Origin of the sequence: Vibrio sagamiensis NBRC 104589, assembly GCF_007990935.1 — a bacterium.
Taxonomy (GTDB): Bacteria; Pseudomonadota; Gammaproteobacteria; order Enterobacterales; family Vibrionaceae; genus Vibrio; species Vibrio sagamiensis.
Window position 1 is genome coordinate 1 of the sequence record NZ_BJXJ01000009.1, and the last position, 13,011, is coordinate 13,011.

Sequence of the window (13,011 nt, forward strand, 5' to 3'; positions counted from 1 at the left end):
CCCCCTTTACACTGTAAAGTAACCAAAACGACGACGGTTGCTCGGTCGCTTAGTCTCTGTTTTAATACTGTGATCACCCATTCAGTTTGCCAAAATATGAGTGGATTGGTGATGCGAAGGCAAAGCTCAATACAATTACTACAAAATATATCCAGCGAATCTTATCTAAAGGTCTTTAACCAAAAAGTATGTGGAATGCCCTTTGGGAGTATCATGTAATTCTCCATATACGCGAAAGCCATTCTTTTCATAAAAAGGTTTTGCTTGAAAGGATAACGTTTCCGTTCGAATCTGAGTTAATCCCTTTTCTATTGCAAAACTTTCGAGTTGCTTAATGAGTGACGTTCCCACTCCTTTACCACGACACTCTTCTGACAGCCAAAGTAATTCTAAAACACAGTAACTCCACATGACATTGGCTTGAGCTCCTCCGATAAATTCACCTTTATCGTTTTTAGCCGTAATAACAAATCGTCCACTTGACTCATATTCAGCATCATTGGGCAAAAATGGGGCATTAAATGAACGAATACCTTCACTGATCATATTTAATTCATCTTCTTTTGGTTGAGTGGATATTTCTATTATCAATTTAGGCTCCAATCGAGAACGGTATGACACCTAGGTATAGTGCCGTGAAATTTCGCTTATTTCAACTTAAAATCAGCAACTTATAGTGATAACCGTAAGGTAAGGTTATTTATATGTAAGAATGAAAACATATATAAACTTATGCAAATTTTTTCAATTACAGTTTTGATTAACTGATTATGAACCAACCTCTCATAAGTTATTCAGCATAGCATGTGCATAATTCTCCTAATCAAACACATTGATATCGGGAGCTTATGATTATGAAACCGCTTAGTATTGTTATTATTACTCTTAATGAAGAAAGAAAAATTGCTCGTCTCTTAGATGACTTAAGTCGTCAAACGTTTCAAAACTACGAAGTGATTATTGTTGACTCTAACAGTGACGATCATACTTGTGACGTCGCCGAAAAATACCGTACAGCTCTACCTGAATTGACCATTCATCGTATGGATAGTCGCGGTGTAAGCCTAGGTCGTAATACCGGAGTTAAATTAGCGCAACATGAACGAATCTTGTTTTTAGATGCGGATGTCAGGCTGGATAAAGATTTTCTGGCAAAAGCAATCACAAAACTGACAAAAGAAAAACTTGAAATTGCTGGTATTTACATGGGTTCGAAAAATCTTTCTAAGAGCCATAAAGCTGGCTATGGCCTATTCAATATTGGCTTATTTTGCACTCAATTCTTTTTCCCTACGGCTGTTGGTGCCTGCATATTTTCAACTAAGCGTGTTCATGATGAAATAGGCGGCTTTGATGAAGAGATCGTGTTATGTGAAGACTGCCATTACGTTAAAAAAGCCAGCAAAACTTGGCGTTTCAGACTGCTTCCAATGACATTTCAATTCGATCCTCGTCGCCTAGAGCAAGATGGATTGTACAAAACAGGCTTTACTTACCTAAAAGCAAATGTTCGCCGGTTCTTTTTCGGCGAAATGAGAAACAACGAAATTGAATACAAATTTGGTCATTACCAACAATCTTAATCTCTCGCAATATTAGGCATCGCTATGTTGGATGAATTGGGCCTATTCCTAGGCTCTTTTTTTGATTCGCTCATTGGACCAAACATTTTTGTACCCGCTGAGCCTTTCTTGATAACAGCAGGTTACCAGTTTTATAAAGGAAACAGCCATGCCCTGATTGCTGTATTTTTAGGAGGGTTAATAGGAGATCAAATAAGCTTTTTTATTGGTCGGCATTATGGTTGTTTTGCTCAAAGAAAAGTCTTACGCAGGTTTCCTAGCGCTCGTCGTACAATGGCAAGATGTCGTTTATTAATGAATCGTCACGCATGCAAGGTGATGACTTTTGCCCGTTTGCTTGGCCCCATCGCCTGGTTTGTCCCCTTTATGGCTGGGGTGAATCAAATTCGTTGGCAACAATTTTCTTTTTATGCTTTTATTGGTTTAGTACTCGGTATAGGGCAGTTTATTGTTTGGGGCTATTTATTAGCCTCTGGCGTCAGCCATATCGATTGGTAAATGATGATTTGAGTATAATAAAACCTCGAAGCTAATTACTTAAGTTACGCTCACCTAAGCTCCGAGGTTTTATTCATTAGTAGCTCACTGACTCATACTCAAACATATCAGCAATATCCTTTATGCTTTTTAATGTGTTTTCAACGTATGACAGGCTTTTGTAAACAGATTCTTGCTGCGTAAGAGAGTCTAGACGTTCTCTTAATTTTATTCTCTGGCTATTAGATAAATAGCGGCTAGAGAGCTGTTTTGTGATCTTGGCTTTCTCGACCTGAATTTTGTGAAGCTCAAGTTCCTTTTCATATTTCCTTATTTTAATATCTAGTTCTTTAAGATCCCGCTTCGCTGACTTCAAATCATTCCGATATTCTTTTCTATCACTTTTACTTAATTCTTCATCTAGCAACAAATCTCTGTAATGTTCAATTTTCTCTTCAATCGTTTCTCTTTTTGACTCAGCATTGGCTAAATTATAATATGGTTGATAACCAAATAAAAATGCATCAGAAAGATCAGCTGGACAAACATAGTTATAAGTTTTATTTAATTGACCAAATGATACTCCATTTTCATAAGTGCAAAAGGCTTTTAGACCTTCGTCTCGACCTTGATTATACGCTTTGACATCCATTTTCACCTTATACTCAGAGCAATCCTTTTTATAATCAGCAGCGTAGTTTTTTTTGCCACCTTGACCATCTGCGAGACCAAGCTGATACCAGTCTCCAAGTAAGCACTCCTCCTGACTAATTGAGGCACAACCAGATAGGCTTCCTAATAAAATAGTAACTAGTGGCACAAAAAAGTACTTCTGCATAAGATTTGATTCCATATTCTTGGTAAGTTTTAAGGTTTTACAAAGAGCCTATAATGCCGACTTTATATTCAACTTTCAAATAAATATCAATAAGTTAAATGACTTATTGGTTAATTTACTTATATAGCGTAAATATAAAACACTGTTGAACACTAAATAATAATACTCTTTATTCGAACATTATTATTTAAATTTCATTTACAAAACATGCCCTAATCTCTTCGCTGTTCACTTCTTCAGTTTCATTAGTCAAGCATCTTGAGGAGACTTGAGTATAATGCAGAAGGTGAGTGCTCCACTCACCTTTTGAAAACTTATCACTGGGGATAGACATCCCTTTTATTCTAAACAAAAATCACAATGGCTTTTTAGCTAATACGTTATCAATATCAGAAGGTTGGTGACGCTCTGCAACTTTTTCCCAGTCGTCACCCCATGTGCGGTTGATTATCGAGCCACGTTGAACTGGTTCACGTTGTTCAATCGCCTTAGCCCAACGCATCACATTGGTATAACTCGCAACGTTGAGAAACTCAGCAGCATGGTAAAGACGACCTAAAACAAGATTTCCGTACCAGGTCCATGTTGCGATATCTGCAATACTGTATTCATCACCAGCTAAATATGTATGGTCACCCAAACGTTTATCGAGCACATCTAACTGGCGTTTGGCTTCCATTGTAAAGCGATCAATTGGATATTCAAATTTCTCTGGCGCGTAAGCGTAAAAATGGCCAAACCCACCGCCTAAATAGGGTGCAGAACCCTGAAGCCAGAATAGCCAATTCATTGCTTCGACTCGCTTCAAAGGGTTTTTAGGTAAAAAGTGGTCAAATTTCTCAGCCAGATACAAAAGGATATTGCCGGATTCAAACACATTAACGACTTCTGCTCCTGAGCGGTCAACGAGTGCGGGGATCTTTGAGTTTGGGTTGACCGCTACAAAACCAGAACCAAATTGATCGCCATCACCAATTTTAATCAGATGCGCATCGTATTCAGCTTCTTTCACACCAGCCGCTAATAGTTCCTCAAACATAATGGTTACTTTTTGCCCATTGGGTGTCCCCATCGAGTAAAGTTGAAATGGGTGAATACCAATAGGAAGTGTTTGCTCGTGGCGTGCCCCAGAGTCAGGACGGTTCAACGTCGACCCTTGACTGCCATTTGCGCTGTCGTATGCCCATACTTTTGCTGGTATGTATTGATTATCCATTGTTATCCCTTATCTCGTTTGAATTTCATTCGCTCAAAATTGTACATTACACTTGGCTAAGAGTCATGAGGTCTAATTTAGCAAATAAAAAGCTTATACCCAAGAAACCACAAGATACTTGGCCATATACCTAAGTATCTTGGGTATGGGTATAATGAAAGTCCACTAACCGACTAACAAAAAGTCACTGTAGGTTTCGAGAACGTCAAGCATTGCTTTGATGTCATTTTCATCGCGAACAATAGAATAATGATCACCCGAGAGTTGATGTCATTTTTGAGTGAATCCATTCATTCTAAGGCGAAACATAAGCTCATTTATTCCATACACAAGTAACTCGCGATATACTTGTAAACAGCATCTCACAATATTGCCGTTTTAATGAGCGTCAATACAAAAATAAACTTACACAAGACATTATCTTTTTTTTTATTTTTACTTTGTTGATGACTCAATCTTTGCACTCGGCCAGGGTAAAGAATGGAAGTTATAATTAAATTAATTATATCACTTAGGTGAAAAATGAGGTGCCTCGATGAGCACCTCACATTAAATGTTTATTTTATTAGTTTTTTACCGCAACAGCCTCTGATGCTTGGTTCTAAACGAGATAACTTGGGTACAATTACAGAATACCCAAATTTTGCAACATAATCGTTGTACTAAGTGAGATTAACGCAACGCCAGATAGCCTTTCAATCCAGTGGGAAACAGCATAAAGTTTTTTTCTTAGAACAGCCGATGAAAAGAACATCGCCACACACCCAAACCAAAGTAGCTGAACAGAAGATAAAATAACCCCATAGGAAACATATTGTTCTACGGTTAAATCATGATCAATATACTGACTCAACAAAGCTAAAATAAAGATCACAATTTTGGGATTTAAGACATCGGTAATAAAACCACTCAGAAATGATTTCCATGGCGTAATCCCCTCTTTAGTCGCTGTAACATCAGGATCAACATCCGCTTTCTTTGCTCTTAGGCAATTAACTCCCAAATAAAGGAGATATGCAGCTCCAATATAACCAATAACCAGCAGAAAAGTAGAAGAATGATCAGTAAACCAACGCAACCCAGGTAACAAATAAGAGGCATGGAAAGCCATTCCTAGTGACAACCCTAATGCGGTCGTCAATCCGCATAATCTTGAACCAAAAAGGCTATTACGTACAGTAATCACGAAGCTTGCTCCCGGTACCATAGAACCAAGTAGAGCGATAAAAAATAACGATATCATATTAGTAGTAATCAAAATTAGATTTTATTATAAGATCATGAATAATAAAATAAATTAGCATTAATTACCATTTTGTTTTTGTCTGTGTTAGGGATGCCCAGTAACCTCAAGATGCTGAACTCTGAACGACATCACTGCGCTGTATCTAAATGACCAAACACCAAGTATTACCGCAAAAAACCAATTAAAAGCTGACTTATTATCAAATTATTTTTGACAATAAATCAAATGAGCGGCCGTTTGTTAATTCGAGTAATACCGTTAATATCTACAGTATCTACCCAAGTGACTTAAAGATACTTGGCAATATGTCATTCATCGATTTTTAGTTTTGGAGACCATCATGACTCATCCAATCATTGCTGATTTAGAACACCGTTACACTGCCAAACGCTACGATCCAAGTAAACGTATTCCTCAACAAGATCTTGAGGTTCTCTATGAAGCGATGCGTCTCTCCGCCTCTTCCATTAACTCACAACCTTGGAAGTTTATTGTTATTGAAAGTGATGAAGCAAAACAACGTATGCACGATACTTTCGCCAACATGCATCAGTTCAATCAACCTCATGTCAAAGCAGCATCGCACGTTATTTTATTTGCTCATAAACCTAACTACACACGCAATGACTATGCGAAAGTGGTCGATAAAGGTATTAAAGACGGTCGAACTCCCTTAGAACAACGTGAACAAGCTTTTGGTCCTTTTGCATTTGCAGAGCTAAATACTGATATAAATGGTGATAATTCAGCATGGACAAAAGCTCAAACTTACCTTGCACTGGGCAATACGCTGCATGTATTGGCGCGTTTAGGCATTGACTCAACCACAATGGAAGGCATTGATATCGATTTAGTCAACCAAGAGTTTGAGCAAGAGTTAGATGGGTATCAATGTGATGTAGCACTGGCTATTGGATATCATCATCAGCAAGAAGACTACAATGCAAGTTTGCCAAAGTCACGTTTGGCACGAGAAGAGATATTAGCTGTTTTATAATCTTTTTAGTTAGGGGCATGTTAATGCCCCTTTCATTAATGTATACCATTGTTCTAAAAATACTTATACCAAATTGACCTCAAAATACTTGATTAAGAGCGAGGCCACTGCGTCATATTCTGCAAGATGAATTTGGTGCCCAACCCTCTATTCAAACACACTCTTTTCAATCAGCCCTTTATTTGCCAATTGCAACAAAATCTCTTGTGTATTACGCCTAAAGCTGTCCCTGAGTATTCTCATCGCTGGTGTAATCAATTGCCTACTTGGGCATATTAACCATAGTTCTGTCGGTGTGGGTTTAAACTCTGGCATCACACTAACAACTCTACCAGACAATAAATCAGCTGACATATCCAAACAAGATTTCATAGCTAACCCTTTGCCCTCTACGCACCATCGTCGAACCAAGTCGCTGTCATTGGAAGCTCGATTGCCTTTGAGCTTTATTTTGTAATCTTGTTCACCATCGTTAAACCCCCATACATCATGAAGCATATCATGCATTTGATAGAAAAGAGGATTATGTGCTGTTAGGTCTTTAGGGTGACAAGGCATACCATACCTTTTTAGATACTCAGGACTGGCACACAATAGTCTGGGGACATTACACACTTTAAATCCATAGATATTCGAATCCGTCGGGGAGCCATAGCGCAATGCCATATCTACTGAATCGCGGTAAAAATCAATTCGACTATCTCCGACACTGACTCTTAATGAAACTTTAGGGTTAGCGTCCATAAAATCATCAAGCCAACGGCTAGCGAGATTTCTTCCAAGATCAGATGGAATGGTTATTCTTAACTCACCATCGATAATGTCTAAATCATCGTGCAAGTTTTGTTTGGCTTGTTCAAGTGCCAGTAAGGCCGCTTCACATTGTGGTAAATATCGTTCTCCGGCATGAGAAAGACGAAGGTGACGAGTCGTTCTTACAAATAACTCAACACCCAACGATTTCTCCACTCTTTTAACTGCCGCACTGGCCGTTGCCGCATGCATATCTAAATGAGTCGCGGCTCCTGTAATACTTCGGCATTCGGCGACTTTAACCACGACTTGAAGATCTTCGAGTAACATTTTATGTCTCCGCCTTTACCTTTTTTAGGCTTCCCCATTCTCATTGGCACTGATCTCAGCATAGGTGTGTAGCAAGTCGGTTAACCTTTTCACCCAAGCAAAAACATCAATGGGAGCCTCTGCTAAGATCTTTTCAACTTGTGCGCAATGTGCTTCGAGAGTAATCGATTCTTCTAGGTTAAATGAGATAGCATAAAAGTGCCAAAGCACTAATCGAGTCATCCTCTCACTGTTTTGTTTTGCATTTTCTGATTCATCAAACGCTTGCTGTATCTCGCTTAAAGCGATTGCTGTCATTCGCAGCATGGCATCAAGTCGTGCAGATAACATTCGGTCTTCACTATCCACTTCTTCTTGCTCGAAGGTAAATAGTTCATTCATCACATCTTCTGGAACCATTTTGCTGATCATACGAGCACTGAACTCTTCTAATTCGTGGCGCGGCATAGTTACAAGACATTCGAAGGTGTAATCACGAAGCATAAAATCACTCTACATTAGTTATCAAGGATAGATACCCAAGTAATTTCAAGATGCTTAGGTATATAAATCATTTTAAGGACTATAAACTCAATTACCAATGATTATTTTTATAGGTATCTTGAGGTGGCTGGGTATGAGTGTCTTGATGTGGATAGATATACCCACGTGCTCTGACTTTTAATCAAGCATCGTGAAGTCACTTGGCTATAGACACTAAATTGTTCGCGGTGAGTGGTTAAAGTGACGCTTAAACTCACGACTAAATTGAGAGGGGCTTGAGTAACCTACTCTGCGCGCAGCATCATTAATGCGTAAACCTTCTATTTGGATCAACTCTTTCGCTTTGTTTAATCTTACTTTCTTTAAATACTGCAAAGGTGATTCAAAGGTCACTTTGCGAAAAGCATTGTGAAATGCTGAAATACTCATGTTTGCTTCGTCAGCAAGCAACTGAATCGTAATTGGTTGATCAAATTCTTCATGCACTTTAGAAAGTGCTTTAGCAATTCGTGCATAATGACCATCATGATGAGCAAGGTCAAATAGGACACGTCCCTTTGAACCAATTAATGCTCGATATACAATTTCATTAACCAACGCATCACCAAGTATATCTGCTTCAGTCTTGCTATGGAGTGCTCTCATTAAACGAACAAAACAGTCTGTCATGTGTTCTTCCATCTTTGTAGACTCAAGGCCACTCGAGTTATGTTTATTTCCTTGATCAATATGGAAGTCTTGTTGTTCTAGTTTTTTGACCAACCGTTGTAAACGTTGAGGATCAATACTGATCGACAAACCTAACAGAGGCTGGCCATCAATAGCCAATGCTTCACACTCTAATGGCATAGGAACGCCAATCACGAGATAATTACCCGAGGAATAAGTAACAGGCCTTTCTCCAAGATAAATGTTTTTTTGGCCTTGTCCGAGCATAATGATGCCAGATTGGTAAGTAAACGGCTGACGTGGGTTACCAGTACTGCTCCTATAGAACCATACATTTTTTACTTCTGTTTCTCTGATCCCCTCAAGATCCTCCCATCCTTTAGCTTCAACGTAAGAGTGCATCAACTGAGCAAGTACATTCATATAAGTAAATCCATGTAGAGACATTGATTGGTAAAAATGAGGTCAATAATAACGAACTTGTAGGAATAGGCAATTAATAAAGAGAAAATGGGCTTTAATAAGCCACCATTCAGGACTAATATGCAAACCAACTAATGACCAAAAGGTCAAAATAAAAAGATTACGTTTATAAAAGGAATCCAGCATGCAATTCACCTATGTTAATCCAACGGTTATTCACTTTGGTCAAGGACAGATCAACGCTCTTAGCCAAGCCATTGATAGTGATAAAAAAGTACTTATCATCTATGGAGGTGGATCAATCAAAAAGAATGGTGTTTATGATCAAGTTATTGCATCTTTAGGTCACCACTCATGGCTTGAATTTTCAGGTGTAGAAGCTAATCCAACAAAGGAAACATTGGATAAAGCCGTTGCACTCGTTAAAGAAAAAAATATTGATTTCATTGTCGCTGTAGGTGGTGGCTCTGTTATTGACGGTTCAAAATACGTTGCTGCAGCAGCGAAATATGATGGTGATGGTTGGGATATCCTGACTGGTGCACATCAAGTGACTCAAGCAACACCTCTTGGCGCAGTGCTTACTTTGCCAGCTACCGGTTCTGAGTCCAATATGGGAGCGGTGATCACACGCAAAGCAACTCAGGAAAAACTTGCTTTTATGAGCCCTGAAGTTCAGCCTAAGTTTGCTATCATGGATCCAGACGTAATGAAGTCTCTGCCTGAACGTCAATTGCTCAACGGTCTGGTTGATGCATGGGTACACGTATGCGAGCAATATATTACCCTACCAACCAATGCGATGGTACAAGATGGTTATGCAGAAACACTGCTAAAAAACCTGCTGACACTTGGCGAGCAGTTTGATGAACGCAATAACGATGCTTGGCGTGCAAATCTTATGTGGACAGCCAACCAAGCTCTTAATGGATTGATCGGTGTTGGCCTACCTCAAGATTGGGCGACTCATATGATCGGGCATGAATTTACCGCGCTTTGGCATGTTGACCACGCATGTTCACTCGCTATTGTTCAGCCATCACTACTGAGAAACCAAATTGAAGCTAAGCGCAATAAATTGGAGCAAATGGGCCGTAATGTATTTGGCTTGAACGATAGCTCAGACTTAGCTGAACGTACTATTGATGCGATTGAAAATTTCTACCAGAGCTTGAATGTCGCCACACAATTTTCTGATTACGAAGGAAAAAAAGCACAAGCGATTGAACAAGTTGTGGCTCAATTAGATTCACACGGCTATACACAACTAGGTGAAAACCAAGCAATTACACTTGAGAAAACGCGTGAGATCTTAGAGTCTGCAATCGCGTAGCGATTAAATTCATTACTTCAGGATGAATGACTTCAACACTTAAATAACTCAAGATTCCCCCATACCCAAGTAACCTCAGGCTACTTGGGTATATTTTCAATAAAATAAAAGAATTCCTACTTTCATGCTTGTAATCAAAATTAAATATGTTAAATTTTGATTTCGCTTGTTCACAACCAAGTGATAAATCTTAACCCTTGCGTAATATCCCTCTCGATTATGCGTTATTTCATGTATACCAAAGTAACCTCAAACTACTTAGGTATAAAATCTATTCAGAACCGACTGTTCGCCCTACTCGTTTAGTCATGTTTATACCTAAGTAACTTAAGGTACTCGGGTATATGATTCAAAAATTATTATTGGATTAACTATGTTTCCTATTTCCCATACTGGAAAGTGGTTTCGATTTTTGATGGTGTTTATATTCCTTGGAGCAGCAATGGAAACTGACATTTATCTACCAACTTTCCCTGACATACTCAAAGATTTCAACACCAATGCAGTCATGGTACAACGCATTTTAAGCTATAACTTTATCGGTATTTGTGTCGGTTCATTGCTTTATGGACCATTATCTGACCGCTTTGGCCGTCGCAAAATATTGATGTTTGGATTCAGTATTTTTCTCATCGCCAGTTTTGGTTGCATTTTCGCTGACAATATTGAACAACTTCTTGCTTTTAGACTCTTACAGGGTTTTGGAAGCTCAGCGTGCGTAATCGTTGGGACAGCGATGATCTTTGACTTATTCGAGGAAGAGTCTGCCGCCAAACTTATCGCTGATTTGAATACACTCGTTGTGAGTTTAATGGCTTTCGCACCTTTGATTGGAGGCTGGATAAGCCTGAATTTTGGTTACCGTACTAACTTTATTTTTATCACAGCCCTCGTCTTTATCTCTGCAATAAAGTGTTTCTTATTCTTACCGGAGTCCCTTAACCAGACGAAAAGGAAAAAGCTAGCACCTAAGCGAATAGCCACTGATTATCGGACAGTGTTATCATCACCTTTATTTTGGTACAACACTCTTATAACCAGCTTAATCCTTGCCGCTTATATGATTTATGTATCGAATATGTCTTTACTGTACATCGAAAGTTTAAGTGTTAAACCCGATATTTTTCCATTCTATCAAATGGCAACCTTGGGTACATTTGTGTTGGTCAACTTAAACAACTCGCGCTTAATAGATAGATTTGGCGTTGATAAATTAAAAAATACTGGTCTCAGCTTAATATTTGCGAGTACAACCATATTTGCTTTGGCTCCAGAGACATTACTGAACTCACCTTTGTTTTTAACCAGTGTCATGTGTTTATTTTCAGTCGGAGCAGGATTGTCTATCGGTTTGTTCTTTGCTAAATCCATGCAGATATTTCCGGATCTAACTGGCATCGCAGCATCGTTAGTCACTGCATTAAGGCTGTTGATTGTTTCTGCTGCTATTGATTTAGGAAGTAATGCCTATAAAGGAACACCTGAATCAGTATTCAATGTGATGATGTACGTAGTCATGATACTTGCTGGTATAAGAGCAACTCATTATTTAATTCAGCGTCACCAACACTTTCAACCAAAGTAACACGATTGGTTCAGAAAATTAATTTCGCTTCCTTATCACATTAATTAGAACACTAGAGCCAGCAAGATAAATGCTTGCTGGCTCAGCATTATTCTCGGTATATAATAAATAGTTCTTATTCTTTCACCCCAATTTCACACCCTTGCAATCGGTAAGAACTGGTCTCAATACTGACATAGTACCTGCCAGGATCTGAGATGGCTAACTCGAAAATATTTGCACATCGATCGCCTACGGTACTGGATTGATATGGTTTATTTTCCCATTCAACAGTGATCCTTTGACCTGTAACATTTTCATCTCCCACCAAAAAATTAATACCTTCAGAAAATTTGTAAGAATAAATGTGATCAAGAATAATTGTTTTCATCGCTAAAACAGGCTGTATTGGTAACATGAAAGCAATGAAAGCCATGGCTATACGTAAGTTAAAGATTTTACGAAACATTAAGCTTACCTTATCAAAGTATTTAGATTGAATTATATTTTTAACAAATTATTTCGATGAGAAAACAATTAATAACTTCAAATTTAACCACAAAAATATTCTCAATAGAGTTTATGATTTCCAATTGGAACTTCTAATGTGTTTGCTGTTTCTCGAGTTGGTTGACCAACCATCTCATCATAAGCACTACTCTGACGTAAAACATGAGTATTGGCTTTCAAATGGCGGCAGCGCTTTTGCATGGCTAAAATCGAATGTTCACGTAAAAGCAGGCCTGAATCATCGATAATCATTGATTCTTGGCCATCGATCACGACTGAAGCTTGATACAGCGCTAAATCGATTGAATGGATAACCAACTTGTCGATATAAAAGTACTTTTCTAGTTTACTCAGTGCTATCGCCATATTTCCTTTCCCTTTCAAATTAAGATACCCCAATGACCTTAAGACACTTAGGTGTGCACTTTTGTATACCCATGAACAATGAAAGCCGATCAAGGATTGGTTTTTTTTTCGTTCGATTGCGTATACACCTAGGACACCCAATGTATCGTTTTCATCAAAAAGGCTTTTACCTGCATATCACATGGGTGCACATAAGTTTCCATAAAGGTTAAATCTAAAGTTT

The 13,011-nt window shown here is 38.5% G+C and carries 14 protein-coding genes; 5 read left to right on the plus strand and 9 right to left on the minus strand.

Annotated elements, in window-relative coordinates; all coding sequences use genetic code 11:
- Positions 1–165: 165 nt before the first annotated feature.
- Positions 166–591, minus strand: coding sequence for a GNAT family N-acetyltransferase (locus tag VSA01S_RS05760; RefSeq protein ID WP_039982124.1), 426 nt, complete (start codon positions 589–591; stop codon positions 166–168).
- A gap of 263 nt (positions 592–854) precedes the next feature.
- Here VSA01S_RS05760 and VSA01S_RS05765 point away from each other — a divergent pair, with 263 nt between their 5' ends.
- Positions 855–1,583 carry a glycosyltransferase family 2 protein gene (locus VSA01S_RS05765; protein WP_039982125.1) on the plus strand — a complete coding sequence of 243 codons (729 nt, stop codon included), beginning with the start codon at positions 855–857 and terminating at the stop codon, positions 1,581–1,583.
- 24 nt (positions 1,584–1,607) lie between these two features.
- Positions 1,608–2,081: a DedA family protein gene (locus VSA01S_RS05770; protein WP_050567388.1), complete on the plus strand. Its 474-nt coding sequence runs from the start codon at positions 1,608–1,610 to the stop codon at positions 2,079–2,081.
- A gap of 76 nt (positions 2,082–2,157) precedes the next feature.
- Here VSA01S_RS05770 and VSA01S_RS05775 read toward each other — a convergent pair whose 3' ends face one another.
- From VSA01S_RS05775 to VSA01S_RS05785, 3 genes are all read right to left on the minus strand, one after another.
- On the minus strand, positions 2,158–2,898 hold the full coding sequence (locus tag VSA01S_RS05775; RefSeq protein ID WP_050567389.1) for a DUF2799 domain-containing protein: 741 nt from the start codon (positions 2,896–2,898) through the stop codon (positions 2,158–2,160).
- A 355-nt stretch (positions 2,899–3,253) separates the two neighbouring features.
- Positions 3,254–4,114, minus strand: a complete 861-nt coding sequence (gene yghU, locus VSA01S_RS05780; protein WP_039982127.1) for a glutathione-dependent disulfide-bond oxidoreductase — start codon at positions 4,112–4,114, stop codon at positions 3,254–3,256.
- A 625-nt stretch (positions 4,115–4,739) separates the two neighbouring features.
- The gene (locus tag VSA01S_RS05785; RefSeq protein ID WP_050567390.1) at positions 4,740–5,357 is read right to left on the minus strand and encodes a LysE family translocator; all 618 of its coding nucleotides are present in this window, start codon (positions 5,355–5,357) and stop codon (positions 4,740–4,742) included.
- 343 nt (positions 5,358–5,700) lie between these two features.
- Between VSA01S_RS05785 and VSA01S_RS05790 the strand changes: the two genes are divergently transcribed.
- Positions 5,701–6,357, plus strand: a complete 657-nt coding sequence (locus tag VSA01S_RS05790) for an NAD(P)H-dependent oxidoreductase (protein ID WP_039982131.1) — start codon at positions 5,701–5,703, stop codon at positions 6,355–6,357.
- 147 nt (positions 6,358–6,504) lie between these two features.
- On the opposite strand, the gene VSA01S_RS05795 is transcribed toward VSA01S_RS05790, so the two are convergent.
- The 3 genes from VSA01S_RS05795 to VSA01S_RS05805 form a co-directional block, all read right to left on the minus strand.
- The gene (locus VSA01S_RS05795; RefSeq protein ID WP_039982133.1) at positions 6,505–7,440 is read right to left on the minus strand and encodes a LysR family transcriptional regulator; all 936 of its coding nucleotides are present in this window, start codon (positions 7,438–7,440) and stop codon (positions 6,505–6,507) included.
- Between the two features lie 24 nt (positions 7,441–7,464).
- Positions 7,465–7,923 (minus strand): hypothetical protein, encoded by a 459-nt coding sequence (locus VSA01S_RS05800; protein WP_039982134.1) that lies wholly within the window; start codon positions 7,921–7,923, stop codon positions 7,465–7,467.
- Positions 7,924–8,136: 213 nt separating this feature from the next.
- Complete coding sequence (locus VSA01S_RS05805) at positions 8,137–9,015, minus strand: AraC family transcriptional regulator (protein ID WP_039982136.1); 879 nt, start codon at positions 9,013–9,015, stop codon at positions 8,137–8,139.
- Positions 9,016–9,199: 184 nt separating this feature from the next.
- Here VSA01S_RS05805 and VSA01S_RS05810 point away from each other — a divergent pair, with 184 nt between their 5' ends.
- A complete protein-coding gene (locus VSA01S_RS05810) occupies positions 9,200–10,348 on the plus strand; it encodes an iron-containing alcohol dehydrogenase (RefSeq protein ID WP_039982138.1) in 1,149 nt (382 codons plus the stop codon).
- Between the two features lie 415 nt (positions 10,349–10,763).
- Complete coding sequence (locus VSA01S_RS05815; RefSeq protein ID WP_039982200.1) at positions 10,764–11,933, plus strand: multidrug effflux MFS transporter; 1,170 nt, start codon at positions 10,764–10,766, stop codon at positions 11,931–11,933.
- A 115-nt stretch (positions 11,934–12,048) separates the two neighbouring features.
- Here VSA01S_RS05815 and VSA01S_RS05820 read toward each other — a convergent pair whose 3' ends face one another.
- The gene (locus tag VSA01S_RS05820; protein WP_039982140.1) at positions 12,049–12,381 is read right to left on the minus strand and encodes a hypothetical protein; all 333 of its coding nucleotides are present in this window, start codon (positions 12,379–12,381) and stop codon (positions 12,049–12,051) included.
- Between the two features lie 101 nt (positions 12,382–12,482).
- Entirely contained in the window at positions 12,483–12,788 is a 306-nt protein-coding gene (locus VSA01S_RS05825; RefSeq protein WP_039982142.1) for a DUF6482 family protein, read from the minus strand.
- Positions 12,789–13,011 lie beyond the last annotated feature (223 nt).